Annotated in this window: 23 protein-coding genes; 3 read left to right on the top strand and 20 right to left on the bottom strand. The window is 35.1% G+C overall.

Annotated features, from left to right (window positions below):
- Nucleotides 1–54: 54 nt before the first annotated feature.
- The 15 genes from atpE to NEH74_RS05985 all read right to left on the bottom strand — a co-directional run bounded on the left by atpE (nt 55) and on the right by NEH74_RS05985 (nt 12,969).
- Entirely contained in the window at nt 55–339 is a 285-nt protein-coding gene (atpE, locus tag NEH74_RS06055) for an ATP synthase F0 subunit C (protein WP_055242795.1), read from the bottom strand.
- A 52-nt stretch (nt 340–391) separates the two neighbouring features.
- Nucleotides 392–1,075 (bottom strand): F0F1 ATP synthase subunit A, encoded by a 684-nt coding sequence (atpB, locus tag NEH74_RS06050; protein ID WP_055242792.1) that lies wholly within the window; start codon nt 1,073–1,075, stop codon nt 392–394.
- A 132-nt stretch (nt 1,076–1,207) separates the two neighbouring features.
- Nucleotides 1,208–1,612: a hypothetical protein gene (locus NEH74_RS06045; RefSeq protein ID WP_055242790.1), complete on the bottom strand. Its 405-nt coding sequence runs from the start codon at nt 1,610–1,612 to the stop codon at nt 1,208–1,210.
- Entirely contained in the window at nt 1,609–1,803 is a 195-nt protein-coding gene (locus tag NEH74_RS06040; protein WP_262941193.1) for an AtpZ/AtpI family protein, read from the bottom strand. The genes NEH74_RS06045 and NEH74_RS06040 overlap by 4 nt, the downstream gene beginning before the upstream one ends.
- 38 nt (nt 1,804–1,841) lie before the next feature.
- Nucleotides 1,842–2,471 (bottom strand): uracil phosphoribosyltransferase, encoded by a 630-nt coding sequence (upp, locus tag NEH74_RS06035; protein WP_055242786.1) that lies wholly within the window; start codon nt 2,469–2,471, stop codon nt 1,842–1,844.
- 212 nt (nt 2,472–2,683) lie between these two features.
- Complete coding sequence (rpiB, locus tag NEH74_RS06030) at nt 2,684–3,124, bottom strand: ribose 5-phosphate isomerase B (protein WP_055242784.1); 441 nt, start codon at nt 3,122–3,124, stop codon at nt 2,684–2,686.
- 227 nt (nt 3,125–3,351) lie between these two features.
- Nucleotides 3,352–3,777, bottom strand: coding sequence for a hypothetical protein (locus tag NEH74_RS06025; protein ID WP_238581151.1), 426 nt, complete (start codon nt 3,775–3,777; stop codon nt 3,352–3,354).
- A gap of 99 nt (nt 3,778–3,876) precedes the next feature.
- Nucleotides 3,877–4,572, bottom strand: a complete 696-nt coding sequence (locus tag NEH74_RS06020) for a stage II sporulation protein R (RefSeq protein WP_055242877.1) — start codon at nt 4,570–4,572, stop codon at nt 3,877–3,879.
- Between the two features lie 76 nt (nt 4,573–4,648).
- Nucleotides 4,649–5,254 (bottom strand): L-threonylcarbamoyladenylate synthase, encoded by a 606-nt coding sequence (locus NEH74_RS06015; protein WP_055242782.1) that lies wholly within the window; start codon nt 5,252–5,254, stop codon nt 4,649–4,651.
- Nucleotides 5,255–5,381: 127 nt separating this feature from the next.
- On the bottom strand, nt 5,382–6,233 hold the full coding sequence (gene prmC, locus NEH74_RS06010) for a peptide chain release factor N(5)-glutamine methyltransferase (protein WP_055242780.1): 852 nt from the start codon (nt 6,231–6,233) through the stop codon (nt 5,382–5,384).
- 803 nt (nt 6,234–7,036) lie between these two features.
- Complete coding sequence (prfA, locus tag NEH74_RS06005; RefSeq protein ID WP_055242775.1) at nt 7,037–8,101, bottom strand: peptide chain release factor 1; 1,065 nt, start codon at nt 8,099–8,101, stop codon at nt 7,037–7,039.
- 104 nt (nt 8,102–8,205) lie between these two features.
- Nucleotides 8,206–9,567 carry a replicative DNA helicase gene (dnaB, locus tag NEH74_RS06000; RefSeq protein WP_055242773.1) on the bottom strand — a complete coding sequence of 454 codons (1,362 nt, stop codon included), beginning with the start codon at nt 9,565–9,567 and terminating at the stop codon, nt 8,206–8,208.
- A 39-nt stretch (nt 9,568–9,606) separates the two neighbouring features.
- Entirely contained in the window at nt 9,607–10,050 is a 444-nt protein-coding gene (gene rplI, locus NEH74_RS05995) for a 50S ribosomal protein L9 (protein ID WP_055242771.1), read from the bottom strand.
- Nucleotides 10,047–12,032 carry a DHH family phosphoesterase gene (locus NEH74_RS05990; RefSeq protein WP_262941190.1) on the bottom strand — a complete coding sequence of 662 codons (1,986 nt, stop codon included), beginning with the start codon at nt 12,030–12,032 and terminating at the stop codon, nt 10,047–10,049. The genes rplI and NEH74_RS05990 overlap by 4 nt, the downstream gene beginning before the upstream one ends.
- A 19-nt stretch (nt 12,033–12,051) precedes the next feature.
- On the bottom strand, nt 12,052–12,969 hold the full coding sequence (locus NEH74_RS05985) for a YybS family protein (protein ID WP_262941189.1): 918 nt from the start codon (nt 12,967–12,969) through the stop codon (nt 12,052–12,054).
- Between the two features lie 2,116 nt (nt 12,970–15,085).
- On the opposite strand from NEH74_RS05985, the gene NEH74_RS05980 reads away from it, so the two are divergent.
- Entirely contained in the window at nt 15,086–15,253 is a 168-nt protein-coding gene (locus tag NEH74_RS05980; protein ID WP_172676274.1) for a hypothetical protein, read from the top strand.
- Nucleotides 15,254–15,959: 706 nt separating this feature from the next.
- Here the strand turns inward: NEH74_RS05980 and rpsR are convergent.
- The 4 genes from rpsR to ychF form a co-directional block, all read right to left on the bottom strand.
- Complete coding sequence (gene rpsR, locus NEH74_RS05975) at nt 15,960–16,193, bottom strand: 30S ribosomal protein S18 (protein WP_006784586.1); 234 nt, start codon at nt 16,191–16,193, stop codon at nt 15,960–15,962.
- A gap of 52 nt (nt 16,194–16,245) precedes the next feature.
- Nucleotides 16,246–16,812, bottom strand: a complete 567-nt coding sequence (locus tag NEH74_RS05970; protein ID WP_055243504.1) for a single-stranded DNA-binding protein — start codon at nt 16,810–16,812, stop codon at nt 16,246–16,248.
- A gap of 31 nt (nt 16,813–16,843) precedes the next feature.
- Complete coding sequence (rpsF, locus tag NEH74_RS05965; protein ID WP_055243505.1) at nt 16,844–17,131, bottom strand: 30S ribosomal protein S6; 288 nt, start codon at nt 17,129–17,131, stop codon at nt 16,844–16,846.
- A gap of 303 nt (nt 17,132–17,434) precedes the next feature.
- Nucleotides 17,435–18,535: a redox-regulated ATPase YchF gene (ychF, locus tag NEH74_RS05960; protein ID WP_055243506.1), complete on the bottom strand. Its 1,101-nt coding sequence runs from the start codon at nt 18,533–18,535 to the stop codon at nt 17,435–17,437.
- A gap of 143 nt (nt 18,536–18,678) precedes the next feature.
- On the opposite strand from ychF, the gene NEH74_RS05955 reads away from it, so the two are divergent.
- Nucleotides 18,679–19,071 (top strand): NUDIX hydrolase, encoded by a 393-nt coding sequence (locus NEH74_RS05955; protein WP_055305537.1) that lies wholly within the window; start codon nt 18,679–18,681, stop codon nt 19,069–19,071.
- Between the two features lie 45 nt (nt 19,072–19,116).
- Here NEH74_RS05955 and NEH74_RS05950 read toward each other — a convergent pair whose 3' ends face one another.
- Nucleotides 19,117–19,881, bottom strand: a complete 765-nt coding sequence (locus tag NEH74_RS05950; protein ID WP_070099795.1) for a prepilin peptidase — start codon at nt 19,879–19,881, stop codon at nt 19,117–19,119.
- A gap of 142 nt (nt 19,882–20,023) precedes the next feature.
- Here NEH74_RS05950 and NEH74_RS05945 point away from each other — a divergent pair, with 142 nt between their 5' ends.
- The gene (locus NEH74_RS05945) at nt 20,024–22,036 is read left to right on the top strand and encodes a transglycosylase domain-containing protein (protein ID WP_055305536.1); all 2,013 of its coding nucleotides are present in this window, start codon (nt 20,024–20,026) and stop codon (nt 22,034–22,036) included.
- Nucleotides 22,037–22,578 lie beyond the last annotated feature (542 nt).

Raw genomic sequence — 22,578 nt, 5'->3', positions numbered from 1 at the left:
TTCTTATCTGTCTTTAATATAACTACGTATAATAACTGCTTACAGTACTACGAATTATAATGAGCTAACAAGTGGGTTGATGAATAATAAGATGATGGCAACTACGAATCCGTAGATCGCTGATGTTTCGGCGATCGCTTGCCCTAAGATCATCATTTGCATTACGTCACCTTTTGCTTCTGGTTGACGACCTACTGCTGCTGCAGCTTGACCAGCCGCGTTACCTTGCCCGATCCCTGTACCGATACCTGAACATACCGCTAATCCAGCACCAACTGCTGACATACCTAATACGAATGCTTCACTTGAAATTGAAGATGCAACTGTTTGTAAAAACATAATTTAATTCCTCCTGATTTAACATTTATTTTCCTTAGTTTTTTGTTGTTAACTACTCCATTGCTCCTTGAGACCAAATCATAGTTAACATGATGAAGATTAATGTTTGGATAACACCAGAGAAGATATCGAAATATCCATGTAAAGCCGGTGCGATCAATGGCGAGAACCATCCAAGCGCTTGATAAATAAGCGACATAATGATACCACCACTTAAAATATTACCGAATAAACGGAAAGATAACGAGATTGGTTTCGCAAGCTCTCCGGTAATATTTAAAGGTAATAAGAATGGGAAGTCTCCAAGGTACGTATCGTATAAGTACCCTCCGATTCCTTTTGCTTTAATCCCTGATCCGATCATGACAACAATCGTAATAACCGCTAAGGCTAATGTAACGTTGTAATCAGATGTTGGTGCACTTAATCCTAGTAACCCTAATAAGTTAGCACAGATTAAATATGCTGTTAATGTCCCAATGAATGGTGCAAAATTTAAGTGCTTAACACCCATTGTTTGCTCAACTAATCCTTCAATACCTGTCACTAAAATCTCTAGGAACAAGACAATACCTTTTGATGGTTTAGATGGATCAGCCTTTTTAACGGCATTCCCACAAATAATAAAGAACACACATAGCACAAGAACTAAAACAACCGAGTTAAACACCGTTGGATTAACAATTGTGTTTCCCTCTTTATCTCCTATGAAGATATTCATCAGTAGTGGACTCATTCTTAACCTCCTTTCTTAGAGATTCCTTTGCTGAAGGTGACTCCATATTTTCTTGTTAATCCGATTATGATAATCGGTGGCTAAAATAGATCGAATCATACGTTCTAATTAGCTATATATATTCAACGACGATTACTTTTTGTTTTTTCCATAACCAAACGTAAAGAAACCATCAGTTTGAATCGCAAATCTTACCATCGAAATACCGATGAAGGCTGCAACGAATGCTGGTGTTCCTAATAAAAGAACTGTTGCAACAAGAGCTCCGGCATAAATCACTAAACGAAGCAATAAGTTTGTCTTCATCGTTGATTTAGCACCTTTTTCTTGTTGTTCAAGAGCATTCTTTGTTCCGATAACAATAAGTCGGAAGTTAATTAAATTTACTACAACTCCTAACCAATATCCAATTAAAACATTAACTATTGGTAATTTGAATACCATTGTAATCACGGCAATAAAAAACGTAAATACTAATGCTAACTGAATTACTCGTTTAGGAATGACACGAATTGGATCATTTTGTAATTGACTCAAGACTTATCCCTCTTATCTATTTTAATTATTAACAGATAGACACTTTTAATGCCACTAAAAACTCCGATAAATACAAATAACAGTAAAAATAACGGAGATGTGTTTAACCATTGATCGAGATACTTTCCAATAAATAATCCAACAAATATATTGGCAATCATGGTGATCCCTATTTGAGAAAGAAGTGACATCCACTTCATGGCTTTAACAACTTTATGTGGCTGACTCATTATTTTGTTCCAAAGATACGGTCACCAGCATCTCCTAAACCTGGAACGATATAACCTTTTTCATTTAATTTTTCATCTAATGATGCTAAGTAAACTGTTACATCGGGATGAGCTTCATTAATTGCTTTAACTCCTTCAGGAGCTCCTACTAAGCAAACTAGCTTAATATTTTTAGCGCCACGTTGTTTAATTGAATTGATAGCAGCAATAGCAGATCCCCCTGTTGCTAACATCGGGTCAACGATAAAAATATCACGTTGATCTAATTCTTCTGGGAACTTAGCAAAGTATTCAACAGGTTGTAATGTTTCCTCATCACGGAAGATTCCAATGTGTCCAATACGAGCTGAAGGAATCATTTGTAAGATACCATCAACCATTCCTAATCCTGCACGTAAAATTGGAACAACAACCATTTTCTTACCTGCAATTACATTTGCTTTTGTTTTAGCAACTGGTGTTTCAATTTCGATTTGTTCTAATGGTAAATCGCGTGTAATTTCATACACCATTAATCCACCAATCTCATTAATCATTTGACGAAATTGCGTCGTAGATGTATCTTTCTGACGAATTTGTGTCAACTTATGCTGAATTAATGGATGATCTAAAATATTAACTTTAACCACATCGGTCACCTCATACACCTTATATTTTTATATAATTCAATTAGTAATTCTACAACTTTTTTACTTTCATTTCAATGTATACTCCGCAGAAAAAATACCAAGAACTTCAAGAGTCTAAAAATAAAAACATCACTTTTATTTTCACACACTTTAATTATTTACTTTTTTCAAGTATCTATGAAATAAAAAAGAAATCCTAAGCACAGGATCCATTAAGCGTTTTCATACTTCGAGATTTTTTCGATACGAGCAGTGTGGTGTGCCCCCATAAACTCAGTCGTTAACCAAACTGATACAATCTCACGTGCTAATCCTGGACCAATGACACGTCCACCCATAGCTAAAACATTTGAATCATTATGCTCTCTTGTTGCTTTTGCAGAGAATAAGTCATGAACTAATGCACAACGAATCCCTTTTACTTTGTTGGCAGCAATACTAATTCCAATTCCAGTTCCGCAGATTAAAATACCGCGATCAAATTGCCCCGCGGCTACAGACTCTGATACTTTAAATGCATAATCTGGATAATCAACTGCACAACTATCATAACTTCCGAAATCTTCGAATTCAACATTCATGTCTTTGAGTAAACCTAAGATTTCTTGTTTTAATTCAAATCCACCATGGTCACATGCAATAGCTACTTTCATGAATAACGCTCCTTTTATTCTGTAAAATAATTCTATCTTTTTTATTATAACATATTTTTTTCTAAACTTTTGCATTAAAGGTGTAAAAAAATCCCATGTAATTTCTCATCTATTAACTTTACTCCAAATTTTAAATAAAAAAAGAACTAATTATCGGTAATTAAAACCAATTTTAGTTCTTCCTTATATAAAACAATCTATATTTTACCAAAATTTATTATCTACTATTAAAATTTGATACTCATCAGTTGAACATCCTCTAATTTTAATAACTCTGGAATATTTAGATTGGATGTTTTCTTCATTTCCACAAATCCTAGTAATCCAAATAATTGACGCGCATATGGATGAGAAGTGATAGCGACTAATTGATTAATCTCTTTTTCTTTAGCTGATCGATACAATTCAAAAAACATATTCACTAATAAATCTGGAACAATGTTTTGGTCATAAATAAAATAACGAATAATCCCAACTTGATCAAAAGCCTCAAATGAGACCATTCCTGATACTTTATCAAACTGTTTAATGAGGATGGATTGCTCAATAATCTGTGGATTAACTGTTTCAAGTGTCGTCACTTTCTTCATAAATTCTAGAACAAGGTCATAATCAATTGCTTCATAACGTTTTACTTCTTTATCAGTCATCATAAAAATCCCCCTTCAACGTCATGTATATGTTAAAGGGGAATAAAATATGATTATAAGATTTTAAAATAAAAGGACGGAAAGGAGGATGGTGATGACTAATTAATACTCATCCTCATATAAATACCAATTTGATTTTGCTAAATCATCTGATATTACATAAGCTTCTGTTTCTTTTGTACCAAACAAAGTATCTACAACTTCACCAATATACGATTTGAATTTTTTTTCTTGGAACGCTTCTTGTGTACTTTCCATTGCATTATATTGTGCGTTCCACTCACTTGAATCTTCTGATTCATTAGATGTTGCACTTGGTCCTAAACAAAGATCTGGATTCATAAAGCACCACCAGTTATTCCCCATTCCTTCACCAATTGTGATAACTAAGCTCTCATAATATCCCGCTTCATATGTTTCACCATTGTATTGTTTTTCTGGGAATAAATGCGCCCCATAGCTCACTTCAAAACCTGTCTCATAATTAATCGTATCTAAGACATGTGCGACTGTATCTTCAATTTCACCGATATTTTGCATAATAAATTCACGAGTTGAATTAATCGTTTCAAAAGCAGATTTATTAGCTGCTAAATATTCATCGATTGCATAACGAACCATTTTCTTAGCTTGTTGATCTTCATATTTATTTGAATTTGGAATAATACGAATACGAATGGCTGTATCATTCACAACGACTTGTGCCTGATCTGATTGAGGTTCTGCTTTCCCGATTTGATAAACTGTTACCATCATAATTAATGTTAATACTACGATAATTGTTGATTTCTGATTCATTCTAAACACCATCCCTTTCACCTGATACCTCATTATGGACAGTTTCCAAAAAATTATACGTAGTATTTCACAAAAATTATTTTTTATGTAAAACTTTTTGAATTTCTTCTAATGAAATAGCTCCTTCTCGTAAAATTTTAAATTCACTCGTCGTGCAATCTAAAATAGTTGAGGGAATTTGTGCTTTCGTTTCTCCATCATCAAAGACATAATCCACACGATGAATAACTGGATTATCCACATCTACCCTTGTTGGGCTTACTTCACCTGAAACATTGGCACTTGTTGTTGCCAATGGACCTAATTCACTTAATAACTTTAAAGCTAATGGATGATCAGGAATTCTAACTCCAATTGTCTGTTTTCCACGCGTAATCTCATTAGATAAAGGCATATAACAATTTAAGATTAACGTTAATCCTCCAGGTAAAAACGCATCAATCAACTTTTTAACTTCTACTGATAACGGACCTACAATTTTCTCTAACTGTTCTTCATTTGCGCATAAAACAATTAAAGACTTTTCTGTTGGGCGATTTTTAATTTCAAAAATTTTATCTAAAGCATTTGGTGAATGAATACTAGCTCCTATTCCATAGACTGTATCCGTTGGAAAAACAATCACATCTTCTTGGGTAATCATCGCTAATGCTTCACTTAATTGATGACTTTGATAAATCATGCATTTACAAATCCTTTCTATAAAAAGAAGGATGTCATAGGACATCCCCTTTCTCTTATCCTTCCCTAAAAGGAAATTAATTTTCTATATAGAAACCCAAATGTATTTCACATTTCTAGGCTAAATCTTAGTTATTAATGATAATAGTCATACGATCTTTTCCATTTAAGTCTTTTAATGTTTCAAACTTAGAGTTAGGGAAATGTTGCTTCACTAATTCCGCCATTGCTTCTTTATGGTTATATGCATGTTCAAATGCAATAATATTTTTCTCATTTACAACTTTATGAGCATCTTTTAAAATTTGACGATAGAATTTTAATCCATCTTCTCCACCAAATAACGCTAAGTGTGGTTCATTATCTTTAACAAGTGGATCGACATTTTCAGTTAATGGAATGTATGGAGGATTTGATACTAGGATATCAAACTTTAATCCGCGTTCAATTAATGGTTGTAACATATCTCCTTGATAGAATGTTACATTTGCTCCTAAATTAGAAGCATTTTGTTTCGCAACTTCTAAAGCGGCCTCTGATAATTCAGTCACCGTTACTTCCATATTCGATTCTTCAACTGCTAAAGTAACACCAATCGCTCCACTTCCTGTTCCTACATCGACGACCTTAACAGGGGCACCATCAAATACATCATCATAAGTTGATAAGACATTAGCCACTAATTCTTCTGTTTCAAAGCGTGGGATTAAGACATCATCATTGACAATAAATTTATGTCCAAAGAATGTTTCGTATCCCATAATGTGTTGAACAGGAATATTTTGTTCAACGTATGTTTTAACACAGCGCTCAAATTCTTCAACTTGTTCCGCTGGTACTTGCATATTCATATCGGCTAAAATTTCATAACTTTCTTTCCCAGTTACATGCATTAATAATAATTTAACAGCCGAATCTTCTTTTCCATTTTCAAGGGCGTAATCTTCAGCCCATTTTAACAATTCACGCATTGTTTTCATCTTTATCACCGTCTTCTTAAAATCAACCATCATTTTACTCTAAAATGCTAAAACATGCAAATAAAATTTTTTACAACTTATCTTGGATTATTAGATATGAAAGCATACACTCACTCTGAAGAATATGAATCCTAATGATATAACTCTCTCCTATAATAAAGATGCACCTTCATTCTATTATGGAAGATATCCAATCTTTCATGGAACCATTTAGGATATGATACATATATTAGAATTAGATGTAGCAAGGAAATCAGTAGTTAAGTGTAAAACTCACACCACAATTTAGTTCATACGACTTTTATAATAAATAATCTTAACTTTTTTACATAAATTACGTTTAAAATTCATAGTACTGGTTCATAATATAATTGTCCGTAAGACGAGAACTTACGGGCATACTCTTCCCCCCCATATAAAACTTTATTTCATTACTCATTTCTCTCCCCAATTTTTAAAGTTTTATTTTTCATACTCTCTCCTTATAATTCTCTCCCAAAGTATTTAATACTTTAATCCCTCGATTATGGCAAAGACTTTTTCTGAGCCTACTCTCATCCCCCCAAAAAGAGAGACTCGAGGGAAGATGACAGTTCAATCCCCCCATTGAATTGTCATCACAATTAAGGCTGTAAAGGTTCCCCCCCTTTACAGTTTCTCCTAATTTTTAAAAAAGCGCCCCTCCCCCCGGGCGCTTTTTTCTATTTCTAGACTTATATAAATGAATTTTAGGATAACCATAAAGTAGAGAATAAATAAAAAATCTAACTTCAAAATGAAGTTAGATTTTTTATTTAATGTCATTAATCTTGAGCAGCTAATTTACGTTTTTGTTCTTCTGTAATTAAAGCTTCAACAACTGGCTCTAATTTACCTTCCATAACGCGGTCTAACTGTTGGATAGTGAATCCAATACGGTGGTCAGTGACACGGTTTTGTGGATAGTTGTAAGTACGGATTTTTTCTGAACGTTCACCTGTTCCGATTTTAGAACGACGTTCTTCACCTTCAGCCTCTAAACGCTCTTGTAAGATTGAATCATAGATACGAGCTTTTAATACTTTTAAGGCATTGGCTTTATTTTCGTGTTGTGATTTTCCGTCCTGACATGATACAACGATTCCAGTTGGAACGTGAGTTAAACGTACCGCTGATTTAGTTGTATTTACTGACTGTCCTCCAGGTCCTGATGAACAGAAAGTATCAACACGGATATCATTCATACTTACTTCGATATCTACATCTTCAGCCTCTGGCATAACTAAAACAGTTGCTGTTGATGTGTGGATACGTCCTTGAGATTCAGTGGCAGGGACACGCTGTACACGGTGTGCTCCTGATTCATATTTCATGTGAGAGTATACACTTTCACCTGAGATCATGAACTCAACTTGTGACATCCCTCCAGATTCAGAGTAGTCAACGTTCATGACTTGGATTTTCCATCCTTTTAACTCAGCATATTTTGTATACATACGGTATAAGTCTGATGCGAAGATATTTGCTTCATCTCCACCCGCAGCTCCACGGATCTCAACGATTACGTTTTTCTCATCGTTTGGATCTTTAGGAATTAATAAGATTTCTAAACGCTCTTCTAATTCTGGAAGGCGTGGTTTTAACTCTTCTAATTCCATTTCAGCCATTTCACTAATTTCTGGATCAGAGTCTTTTGCCATTTCTTTTAAATCTTCAATTGAAGCTGCAATTTCTTTATATTCAGTATACACATTAACTGTCTCTTCAAGACCACGTTGTTCTTTTGATAATTCAGTTAATTTTTTAATATCAGTAACGATTGCAGGATCAGCCATCATTTCGTTAATTTTTTCATAACGCTCTAAGATTGCCTCTAAACGTTCAAACATAGTCGAATCCTCCTCTAATTGTTCATTCCTAATTATAATATAAGTCAAACGTATCGTCAAAATGTGTTTTATGTAAAACGCATCTTAAACTTAGATGTTTTTTACTAGACGTCTGGGATGTGAGCTGACTCTGGAACATTAACCAGATTTTCGAATCGGCTGATTTCTTTTCTAAAGGCTAACTTAACTGTCCCGACAGCCCCACTACGGTGCTTCGCGAAAATAACTTCAACGATATTATCGTTTAATTCCGGATCCTTTTTATAGTAATCTTCACGATATAAGAAAGTAACGATATCGGCATCCTGCTCGATACTTCCTGATTCACGTAAGTCTGACATCATTGGTCGCTTATCTTCACGATTTTCCACCTGACGTGATAACTGCGATAAAGCAATAACCGGGATTTTCAACTCACGTGCCATCTCTTTTAACATACGTGAAATTTCAGAGACTTCTTGTTGACGATTCCCACCGTTAGCCTTGCTACCAGAAAGTAACTGTAAGTAGTCGATCATTACTAATCCAAGACCTTTTTGTTGATGAAGTTGTCGACATTTTGCTCGCAATTCTCCAACACGAATACCAGGTGTATCATCGATATAAATGCCTAAATTACTTAATACATCGGTGGCAATTTTCAATGAACGCCAATCCGCCCCTTCTAAATTCCCAGTTTTTAAACGATGCGCTTCAATTCGTCCTTCGGCACTAACTAAACGGGATACGAGCTGATCGGCCCCCATCTCTAAGCTGAAAATGGCAACATTCACATGATTTAGCTTGGCCACGTTTTGCGCAATATTTAAGGCAAATGCGGTTTTCCCCATCGCAGGACGGGCAGCAACGATAATTAAGTCGTTATTTTGAAGACCCGAAGTCATATTATCAAGTGCGGTAAATCCAGTTGTTAATCCAGTTACTTCACCTGTTGATTGAGATAAACGCTCAACGTTTTTAATAAAGTCAATGATGACATTATCGATTTGTTTAAAATCAGACCCTTGATTTAATCGAGCTAAGCCTGAGAATTGTTGCTCAGCCGTATCAATTAAATCTTGAGTTGATGTCTCTGGATCATATCCTTGCTCAATTAGACTTTGAGCACGATTAATGATTAAACGTGAAATTGATTTTTCTAAAACAATCTCGACATAATGCTCTGTATGTGCTGTCGTTGCGACACTTTCGTAAATCGTTAAGATGTACTCCACACCACCAATTTCAGCAATACGTTTATGATCTTGAAGATACGCTGTAACTGTTGTCACATCGACCCCAATATTTTGGTCCAATAGGATCAGCATCGTTTCATAAATAATGCGATGACGATGATGATAAAAATCATCTGGCTGTAATTTGAGTTTGACATCCTCACACACCTTTTCATCGAGCAACATGGCCCCAAGAATAGCTTGTTCAGCATCGGTGCTATGAGGCATCTGACGATTTGGCGATTCTAACATGGGATACCCAACTTTCTAACGTTAATCTATCATAACCTCTTATTTTTCTTTGATTTGAACTGAAATAGTTGCGACTACTTCTGGATGTAAATGAATTGGAACACGTGCCATTCCTAATCCACGGATTGGTTCTTCTAAATCCATTTTACGTTTATCTAATTTGATTCCGAATTGTTTTTGGAACTCTTCAGCAATTGCTTTTGTGCTAACTGAACCAAACACACGCCCGTTATCTCCTGATTTTACTTTAACAATCACTGTTTTTTGTTCTAAATCAGCTTTTAACTTTTTGGCTTCTTCTAAGCGTAACTCGGCTTGTTTTTCTTCTTCCGCTTGTTGAGCTTTTAATTTATTCATATTTCCTGGCGTTGCATCCATCGCTTTATTTTGTTTAATTAAGAAGTTCGCAAAACCATTTGGAAAATCTTTAACTTCACCTTTTTTACCTTTACCTTTAACATCTTCTAACATAATTACTTTCATTTAGACTCACCACTTTCTTCTAACTCTTTAACAATAACTTCTTTTAATTGTAAAACAGCATCTTGTGTACTGCTACTACGCATTTGTGTTGCTGCATTATTTAAATGCCCACCACCACCCAGTTGTTCCATTAACACTTGAACATTCACATCACCTAGTGAACGAGCACTAATTCCAATGTACTGCTCATCAATACGTGAGATTACGAATGAAGCCTTAATATTTTGAACATTTAACAACTCGTCGGCTGTTTGAGCAATTTGAACTTTTTCAAGCACCATCTCATCATCTGCACAAGCAATAATAAACTCATCTTTAAAGATTTCTGCTCGTTCAATGAGATGTGCCTTACTATAATAATTCTCAAGCGGCGTTCGGAGCAATTGCTGAACTAACTTCTCTTCCGCTCCTTTTTGTTTTAAAATAGCGGCCGTTTCATACGTTCGTCGTCCCGTATGATACGAGAATCGACGCGTATCAACAATAATTCCCGCTAACATAATCGAAGCTTCTAATGGCGTCATTTTAATTTTCTGTGAATAGTAATCGAACATATCCACAACTAATTCGACCGTTGATGAGGCATAAGGCTCCGCAAACGAAAGCACCGAATCAATCACATCAACGCCTCGTCGATGATGATCAAAGACAGCGACTTTCTTAGCACGCGGTAAAAGTGCTGGCTCTATCACCATTTTTGGATCCTGCGTATCCGCAACTACTAGTAACGTATTTTTGGTCATTAATTCAATCGCTGTTTCACTTGAAATGAAATACTTTTTCAACTTTTCATCTTTTAAAATTTCATCAACAAAATTTTTAGCTGTTTTATCTAGCTCCTCCTGCTTTAAAACAATGTAAGCTTCTTTCTTTGAAGCAATTCCCATTCGTAATAATCCGATACTGGCTCCAATCGCATCCACATCCGGATAACGATGTCCCATAATAATGACACGTTCACTATCACGAACTAAACGCTCATAAGCTTGTGCATTCACACGCGCACGAACACGATTACGTTTCTCAACTGGATTTGTTTTTCCACCGTAGAATAAAAACTTATCATCACTTGCGATTTTAATCGCTACTTGATCCCCCCCACGGCTTAGTGCTAAATCTAACATATAATTCGCACGTTGTCCAAGTTCAGAAAAACTATCGTATCCAGTTGCTAACCCGATACTAATCGTTAACATAATATCTTTTTCTTTAGCTGCTTCGCGAACCTTATCAATAATCGTAAATTTCGTCTCGCGAAGTTGCTGTAACACCTCGTACGGCATCATTAAAACAAAACGGTCACTAGCTGTCGTCCGAATATAGATTTTATGCTGATCGGCCCACTGCATAATAATCGAAATGATTTTTCCATAGAATTCACTTTTTTCTTGTTCATTTAAATTATGAAAGACCTCGTCATAATTATCCATCACAAGAACTCCAACAACCGGCTGTTCATTGACATATTTTCGTGATAACTCTGTATACTCTGTATAATCTGTAAAATACATCAATCGTTCATCTTTCATATGTAACACTTGATACGTCTGTTGATTAACAGTTATCTTAAATGATTCCTCACCACCAAGCGATCGATTATAGAGTTGTTCACTTAAATCCTTTAACACTTTATCATGTAAATCTTGATTAAAAACCCGCTTTAAATACGCATTAAACCAAACAATTTCATAAGCTTCATCATAAAGTAAAATCCCCATCGGTAATTGATTAAACGCCGTTTCCCCTGCATGCTTGACACGATATGAAATGGATTCAATCTTCTTTAGCGTATCGGCTTTATAGTGAAAATAAGCATTCACACGATAGATAGCATCTCCTACAAAATATAAGAAGATGATTAGAGAGATCACATCAGATTGATAATAAGCATAAATTCCAGTCACTACTAAAGAAACAATAGAAATCACCAGATATCCAAGATGATCTTGATATTCTTCTAACCATTTCCTAATCTTTTTCACCATTACCACCTACCTTTCATTATGATTTTTTAACAGCAAATCGCTCACGGTAATCGAACAACGCATCCATCACCCCGAGCACTGAAATAAACATTGAGAAGCTAGACATTAACGCAAAAATAATAATAAAAGTTCCAAATCCTCTCTTATTACGAGATCTAAAATAAGACATTGCCACCACAATCCCCTGTAATAAGAATAACGTGTTTAAAAGCATAATGACATTCATTAATACAACATTTAATGCATGATTTGGAATAAATACAATCGCCACTTGACTAATTAACAAAGTCACTGCTAATTTCGCACCTAATTGGAAACGGTGAATACTTCCACGTCTAGTAACTTCATAATTCATACGTTTAAGAACGCTAGTTGCAACCGTATCACTTAAAAACGCTGAAGCTAATCCCATTAAAATAAGAATCGTTGGTAATAACGTCGTCATCATTGTACTAACCATATTTTGAACTGGCAACAGCATCTCAGCGCTATTCGCTGGTAAAAAAGCTGACATAGATTCAAGCATCCCATTCATTTCATCCGCCATTTGTGCCATGGATTCTTGGAGATTTAATCCTGTAACCACATAAGTTAAAATCGGAAACGAAATGACTGATACAATTGCTGCATTTAAAAGACGTTGCCAATACGGCCATTTCTTTATAATCCCAATACCAATCAGAGCACCCATCAACCCATAATTCAAGGTTGTAACTAGTCCATAAACTGAGCCAAATAAAAATGTTCCAATAAAGCACCCAATCAATAACCATAACACATCTCGAACTCGATTTGTCGTGACTGAATAAACAATGAGTGGAATAGGTAATAAAATCGACATGATTGTCGGCAAAACTCCAATATTATATAAAACAAAAAAGACCATATAAATGGCTAGCATAATTGCCGCGTTAACAAGCGACTTCGTCTTCATCTAAAAGACCCCCTTCATAAATGCCAATTAACGTCTCTATTATACCACAATTTGAGCTGAATATATATTCACTTATATAGGGGCACAGCCACATTTTCATTTTAAATGGACGTCTATAAAAATTTTTATCTTTTTCTAGCAACTATTCCTTTTGCTCATTCAAAAAAGATTCATCTGAATAAACTATTATTGAAATGAGGGTTCAATAAACAAATCTTCATTTCACCTGTTAGATTCTAAACTAAAAATCAAATCCTTCATCACCATATAAATCCAAACTAAAATACACAATCAAATCTAACAGTTTCTTGATCAGACCATTAACTAATCCCACAATAATATAACAAATCCTCCATCTTATTGTTTTCTGTCATCATTCCTTTATCACATAACTTATTTCATAAAACATCATCAAATTAACATTCCTCCATTCATAACTTCATCATCACTCATTTATCTCATCTATCACCTTTAACATTCATACGTTTGATCAAGACATCTGAATATTTGAAACTTAATACACTCTTCTTATTATAGCCCATTCACTGCTACACTAAACAACACACCTTCCGAGCAAAATGAACTTCACTCATCATTATAACACCACACTACTTGTTTACGTCAGCTTTTAACCACTACTCATTCACACAATCCAGCCACACCTATACTAATACATCAACCTTTAAACTAATACCACCATCCACTATCACAATACATTTATACTCATCCTTCCCCCACACTCCATACATTCAAACGACAATCCCTACTAACTAGCCAATTTTATATCCACCACATCTTATACTAAAAAATAAACTTATCTCTAATAGTACATTTAGCTACATCCTTACTTCAAACTTGTAAATTCAAACCATATTTCATGCCAATTAACTAGTTTTACATCCACCACAATTATCCCAAAACAAAATCCCTTTCTAACCATATACTCATACACATACCTACTACATCATCCGTATATTCAAACCACATTTTGTACTAACCCACCAGTTTTACATACAGCACACTTACACTAAAAAACATATTCATTTTTACCTCAAAATTCACACATTCAAACTAAATATCCTCCTAATCACTCAGTTTTAAACGCATCACATCTAAAACAAAATCCCCAAAAGCATTCAGTACATTTAAAGCATAGGATTTCTAATATAATCATGACTCACTCCAACCAAAAACACAGTCCTTATCATAACAGTATAAAACCACACTTGTACTCACTCTTACCATTCACTATGAAACATGATAAAACTATAGCCTAGTATATAAAGCAAAAACACATTAAGGATCGAACTAATAATTGTACATTTAATCTATTAAAAACTCTTCTAACATTTATCATACACTCACTCTCCTCATCCAACTAATCCGCAGAATCTTCATTCCTTAAACTCATCTATCTGTTGAAACACTGTATCCTCATTATCATTACAATCACTCTATTAACATTGCAAATCTCTATCATCATCTTAGCAACCATTACATCTACACACTTACTTATCACTCATCCTCACCATTTAATTACTAGCATTCAAATTAATTAATATAGCTCTGTATTCGGTACAATCTCATCACAATCTAACTTCAAATATTCAGATTTATTAAATTATTTATCTCTGAATTCTTCATTTAACCTCAACCTCCAATACCATTTAAAAAGATAAAATTCTCCTATTTATCTTCTAACCTCAACTAGTGATCATCATCTCATCCTTAATACCGAGATAAATAACGATTCATTTAAATTATACGATCCACTTTTATAACAAAAGAGGACCTCTTTCAGGTCCTCTTTCCTATTTTAACGTTAAAATTAACTTCACTTCTTGTTCTTCCTCACCTGTCGATAAATATTTAAATCCTATACTCTCATATAAATACTCCGCTACCGTAAGTCGTCACTAAAGAAGTTACATTCTACTGCTTTTTTTACCCATAAAATAAAACTTCCTTACCCTATCTATTTCCTTGATAGGCCTCATTGATGATAATTTCCCCAAATTTTAAATTTCCTTATAAAAAACACTTAATTTTTTTAGGTATAGGTATATAATTAGAAGTGTAGTTATTTCATTATAATGTTTTATGAGGAGTGAAGAAGATGGAAAAAAACAATTCTTATAACCCATTTCGTTTATTAAGTGATGCCCACTTAACAGAAGACATGAGTTGCTGTACAGATACTTACTTATTAGATCGCTCAACAATGAAAGTTGAACCATGTGAAGTAATTGCTAATGCTGAGCAAGCAAAAGAAGAAGAAAAATAATTAACAAGAACAGGACACTCATCCTGTTCTTTTTTATCCACCTTATAGAATTGTAGAAAGAATCATAAACACCTAGCGTAAGCTTTATAGCAAGCTTTCTCAGCATTGAAATGTACACCCCAATGAATAGCTGACTGTCAAAATCAAGACATTTATATCGTATGTACATCCTAATTTACAGCTGACTGTCTTTTCGCTCCTAACAAAAAGGAATATTTTCGAGCTCTCTCAATTACTAAGCATATAACATCTTTTTTCATCATAAATTACAATATGAATCATTATCATAAGAGTAGTAATAGTTAAATCCTAACTACCAAACTATAAATAGTGTCACTTTTATCATCACCTACAGTATCCACATTAACTTATTGGGCCAAAGGAGTAAAAGAACTATTACGCATATCTTTAAATTTAGTTTATTCCTAAAATATCGCTTCGACTCTCACCTCAGATAAAAAAGATAGCTCATCAAAGCCATTAAAGATGGCTAGATGAGCGACAAAAAAACCACCTTCTATTGAAGGTGGCGTTAAAACTTGAATATTTTTAATAATTGGGCCCTGATGCAAATATCTCTGTTGCGAGATTCGCCAGAAGAAACGAATGTTTCTTTTACATCGTCTGACGAATAATAAAGGTTAGCTTATGTTTTATAAAAAAATGGCGCGAAAGTCCGCGCCACTCTGTAAACAATGTGTTATTACTATTCAGCAGAGAATGGTAATAATGCCATGTGACGAGCACGTTTAATAGCAACTGTTAATTCACGTTGGTATTTAGCGCTTGTTCCTGTTACACGACGAGGTAAGATTTTTCCACGATCAGATACGAAACGTTTTAATAAATCTACATCTTTGTAGTCGATTTTCGTAATTTTGTTTGTAGTGAAATAGCAAACTTTACGACGACGACGTCCTCCACGACGGAATTGAGCCATGATAGTTCCTCCTAACATCTTTTAAAATTATTTTTTATATGTTATTTAAAAATTAAAATGGTAAATCATCATCAGAAATATTAATAGTTGAGCTGAAATCTGGCTCATTATTAAATGATTGCGATGGATTTCCGAAGCCTTGATCCATACTTGGTGCTCCCCCGAAAGGATTTCCACCAAAGCCATTTGATGCTGGCGCTTGTTGTTGGAATGATGGCGTACCACCGTATCCACCTCCAAAGCCTCCACCAAAGTCTTGTGATGGTTGAGCTCCAAAGTTTCCTCGATCAGCAGATGCAGAGCGTGGTTCTAAGAACTGTACGCTATCGCACACAACATCTGTTGTATAACGCATTGATCCATCCTGAGCCTGATAGCTACCTGTTTCAATACGTCCTTCCACTCCAATAAGAGATCCTTTACGTAAAAACTTCGCCATATTCTCAGCTTGGCCGCGCCATGCAACACAGTTAATGAAATCTGCTTGGCGTTCTCCATTTTGACTAGTGAAAGTGCGATTAACCGCAATACTGAATCGCAAGTTTGCGATCCCATTAGTTGTATACTTTAGTTCTGGATCACGAGTTAATCGCCCTACTAAAACAACGCGATTAATCATTTATACCACCCTCACTTAGTACATTAAAATCTTATTCTTCTTCTTTGATAGCGATGTAACGGATAACATCTTCGCTGATTCCAGCTAAACGATCGAATTCGTTTTTAGCTTCGATTGAAGAGTTAACTGTCATTACTACGTAGTAACCTTTTGTGAAATCTTCGATAGCATATGCTAAATCACGCATACCCCACTCTTTAGTTTCAACGATTTCCGCACCCATGTTAGTGAACATGTTTTGGAAGTTAGCGATTACTGCTTTGCGTCCTTCTTCTTCTAAGTTAGGACGAACGATGTACATAATTTCGTATTTTCTCATTATATTGCACCTCCTCTTGGTCTAGACGGCCCATATGCGGGCAAGGAGTAATAGTCTTATTACTCACAGTCATATATTATAGCACAGGTATATCTACTATAGCAAGTTAAAAAAAGATGTTATAATTTAATAATACATCCACTTTTTAAAATTAAATCGGCACGCCAAGTAGCGTGCCGATTTTTTGATTCACCACTAGAATCTAGTTGTAGGTATCATGACAAGTTTTAGTAGCTACCTAATGACGAATCATGTATAGTATGATTCAATTAATCAAAATTTATTCAATTTAAATGAATTTTTTTATACATTGAAACGGAATAACATAACATCTCCATCTTGAACGATGTATTGTTTTCCTTCTAAACGATAACGTCCCGCTTCACGAGCTGCTTGCTCTGAACCGTATTTAACTAAATCATCGTAAGAAACAGTTTCCGCGCGGATAAATCCACGTTCGAAATCACTATGAATGATTCCTGCACATTGAGGAGCTGTCATTCCTTTAATGAATGTCCATGCGCGAACTTCTTGCACACCAGCTGTGAAGTAAGTTGCTAATCCTAATAAATCATAAGCTTCGCGAATTAATTGATCTAATCCACTTTCTTTGATTCCTAATTCTTCTAAGAATGCCGCTTTTTCTTCATCTTCTAATTGAGAGATTTCTTCTTCGATACGTGCACATACTTTAATGACTTTTGCACCTTCACGATCAGCATACTCTTGTAATGCTTTCACGTATTCATTATCTTCTCCAGCCATTAAGTCATCTTCACCAACGTTAGCCACATATAAAATTGGTTTTAACGTTAATAATTGTAAATGTTTAATGGCTTGGATATCATCTTCATCTAATTCTAAAGCACGAGCAGGTAATTCTTGATCGAATCCAGCTTTTACTTTTTCTAAAACAGCTTGCTCAGCTTTAGCAGCTTTATCTCCTGATTTTGCTTGTTTTGCTAAACGTCCTAAACGACGATCGACTTGCTCCATATCCGCTAAAATTAACTCTAAGTTAATAACTTCAACGTCACGAATTGGATCAACTGAACCTTCAACGTGAATGATGTTTCCATCTTCGAAACAACGAACCACTTGAGTGATCGCATCTACTTCACGAATGTTAGCTAAGAATTTGTTTCCTAACCCTTCTCCATTACTTGCCCCACGCACTAATCCAGCGATATCTGTAAATTCAAAAGTTGTTGGAACAGTCTTTTTAGGACTAACTAATTCTGTTAATTTATTTAAACGCTCATCCGGAACTTCAACCACACCTACGTTTGGGTCGATTGTCGCGAATGGATAATTAGCTGCTTCAATTCCAGCTTGAGTAATTGCATTGAATAAAGTTGATTTCCCGACGTTTGGTAAACCAACGATTCCAGCTGTTAATGCCAATGTCTTCACGTCCTTTTTATCGTATAATATCGTTACTATTTTACACTATTTTTATCACTTTAGCAAAACGAACTCACATTCTGACATCTTTTTCTCTTAAACTTCATATAATGATTATAAATCAAGTGAAAGGATGTGGACACATGACACAAATTAATTTCTCAGTCAAAGGCTTAATTGTACGGAATCATGAATTTTTAGCCCTCCATAAAGTCAGTTCGCGCTGTGAATACTTTGATCTTCCAGGAGGAAAAATGAAACAAAATGAAAGTGCCGAAGAAACGTTGCGTCGAGAAATATTAGAAGAAACCTCCCTCTTAGTCAGACCCATCCGATTACTACATCAATGGGACTTTATAAACGATGATTACCTTATTATGGGCGTCATTTACTTATGTGAAATTCTCGAAGGTGAGATTAAGCTATCTAACGAGCACGACTACTATGAATGGTTACCCTTAAATGAAGATTCTATTCCATTATTAACGCCATCATTAGCACAGTCCATCTCTCATTTAAATTTTGAAAAAATCTAAAAACTCCCAAACGATGTCGGGAGTTTTTTTAGATAGCGCCTTTAATTAAAATAAATTAAAATACCAATTTAACAACGATGAACCATAAAATAAACAAAGATAAGACGCAATCGCAATAAAAGGTCCGAAGCCCAGTGGCTTCGTCTTATCTTCCATAAACATTAACATATAAATTAAAGCAAAAACTGCTGCTAAAAATAATGATAGGAATGTGCTAGAAATCCCTAAGACAAATCCAATAACAGCGTATAACTTAATATCTCCACCACCAAGCGCCTCTTTCCTAAACAGAAATTGTCCCAATAAACCAACAGCATATAACGTCAGAAAACCAACGCCCCCTCCTATTAAACCTGATACTAAATCATACTGTGGATAAATAATATAAAGGATAAGAAGCACCGCACTGAAAAATAGAAGCACTTTGTCTAAAATCAACTGATAATAAATGTCCGATACGGTGATGATGATGAGCATCGATAAAAACGCCCACGCCACATAACTTTCACCCGTAGTGAATCCTTCAAAACCATAGAACCAAACAGGAAACACAAATAAAAGTCCAGCAAAAATCTCCGATAATAAATAAATCGGCTTAATCTTCATGCCACAGGAACGACATTTCCCACCTTGTAACACATAAGAAAGCACTGGCATTAATTCATAAAATGTGAGTTCATGACAACACCCTGGGCAGCGGGAGCGATCACTCACCCAATTCTCTCCAATCGGCATCCGATATCCAACCACGTGATAAAAAGAACCTAAAGTAGATCCGAGAAAAAAAATTAATATATATATTATTAACATTTGACACTCTCCTCTCTGTATATCTTCATATACGCTATCTAACATTAATTTCATTTTTAATTGATTCCTATATTTAATTTTTTTACCTCTTTTTGTAAATATTATTTAAATTTGTGGATAAACTAAATCTCGAGGTGAAGTTATGAGATTATGTGAGATGTTATCCACTTTTTTTAGATCTAAATATACGCGTGTGACCACGATTATTTGTGTTGAACTGGTCGCAATTCTTTGTTTAACAGTTTATCAATATTTCAAGTATTTGCCTGCTCCAGACATTAATGTAAATACAGCGATTACGTTTTATGATGCGGATGGTGAAGTCTTTTTAGAGAAGACGTATCCGAAAGATCAACACTGGGTTAGCCTAAATGAGATTTCTCCGTATGTGATTAATGGTTTCATTGCAACTGAGGATCGGAACTTTTATGACCATTTCGGATTCGACCCGCTTCGAATAGCCAAAGCTTTGGTAACCAATATCACGTCAGGAACCCGTTCACAAGGTGCATCAACGATTACTCAACAATACGCTCGTAACCTTTATTTAAGCTTTGAAAAAACATGGTCTCGTAAAATTAAGGAAGCTTTTTATACGCTTCGGCTTGAGTTAAGTTACGATAAAGACACGATTTTAGAAGGTTATTTAAACACCATTAACTTTGGCCACGGGAATTATGGCATTGAAGATGCTTCACTTTATTACTTTGGAAAGCATGCCAGTGAGCTCACATTGGCTGAAGCCTCCGTTTTAGTTGGAATTCCAAAAGGACCTAGCTACTACTCCCCAATTAGTCATCCTGAAAATTCAGCCAAACGTCAAAAAATCGTCTTAAATTCGATGCTGGCCGAAAATTATATTAATCAAGAAGAATATGATGAGGCCATGAATACTGAAACAGTCGTCATCGGTGAATACCCAGAAGACATTGATTACGATGCGCCATACTACGTAGATGCGGTGTTAACCGAAGTGGACAAACTCTTAGTTGGTCAAACAAGCTCTTACCGTAACTTAAATATTTACACCACATTAGACCGTGATATTCAAACCTATGTGAACGAAGCCATTCAAGAGAATGTGACAGATCAAGAGGTTCAAACTGCCGTTATTGTCATCGAACCTTCCACCGGGTACGTTAAAGCTCTGAGTGGAGGTAATGATTATGAGACCTCTCAGTATAATCGAGCCCTTTATAGTGAACGTCAGATTGGTTCCTTAATGAAACCTTTCCTTTACTATGAGGCTTTAGAATATGGATTCAATCCATCCACCACCTTTATGAATGAGCCGACTACCTTCCCTTATAATGATGGAAAAGATACTTATACCCCAAATAATTATTCCAATGCTTATGCGTATTCTAACATTCCGATGGCCAATGCACTTGCCGTTTCAGATAATATTTATGCGGTTAAAACTCATACCTTTTTAGGGCTCAATGTTCTTCCCGAAACAACGAAACGTTTTGGAATTACAGCTGATATTCCTGAACTTCCATCGGCTGCACTTGGAGTCGAGCCGGTCAACATTATGGAAATGGCAGAGGCTTACAGTGTTTTTGCTAATAATGGGAAGTCTGTTGAACGAAAATTTATTACACAAATTACAGATGATCGTGGATTTTTAGTTTATTCCGATAAACCAACGGAAGGTGAGCAAATCTTAGATCCAACCAAGACCTATGTGATGAATGAAATGATGACAGGAATGTTTAATATGCAACAAAATAATCACCTTTCAGTCACAGGACTCTCCATTATTCCAAATTTAACCCATCAATACGCTGGAAAAAGTGGATCAACTAACACTGATTCATGGATGATTGGTTATACCCCAGAAATTGTAACAACGGTTTGGACCGGTTACGATCAAGGCCGGACACTAGATGGTGTTGAGGTCAATCGTTATGCTAAAAATATATGGTCACAAGTCATGGAAAACTCACTCAAAGAATCAGGGTCACAGTGGTTTGAAACTCCTAAAGATGTCGTTGCGGTTAAAGTTGATCCAACGACCGGTTATTTAGCTTCAGAGAACTGTCAGAAAAAGGTCACACTCTATTATGAAACAACTAATGTTCCAAGCACCGCTTGTATCGGACACCACCATGAAAGTGCCCTTGTGGATCATGAAGAATTGAGTAATGACTAATAGATATAAATCTTCAAGATAGACAAAAAGAAGCACCTTGAACAAGGATGCCTCTAACCTTCTAGATATCTTTCACATTTTAGAATCAAGCTTAGTTATTAAAAGAATTCAATACGACGACATCCTATAGTCCAGATAAAATTTTTTACAATGTAAAAAATTTATCTGGACTTATATATTTTGAAGATTTTTTATTCTTCTGAACTACTTTTATTAGTAGTTCCCTCTTAAATAAACACCTTTTTCTAATTGCTTTAATGCGTCTTCGATTCCCCCTTTATCTGATTTTGAAACCTCACTTAAGTGAAATAACTTCTCCGTTACGTTCTAAGATTAATGGGTTCACCATTCGTGATTTCAGTTTTCTTTTAATCGTGTAGTTAGTTTCATCTTCGATTAGCTTGGCATTAGGGTGAAGCTTTTCTAATTGTTTGATAATACCTTCTTCTAATGCTCGTTTTAATAATTACAATAAATTGGAATTCTAATTACTGTGATTAATACCAACAATAATCCCTCTACGTTGACAATTCCGTATAATA

It is taken from the genome of Turicibacter sp. GALT-G1 (assembly GCF_025594995.1).
Lineage (GTDB): Bacteria > Bacillota_I > Bacilli_A > MOL361 > Turicibacteraceae > Turicibacter > Turicibacter bilis.
This window is presented reverse-complemented; position numbering and strand designations above follow the sequence as displayed.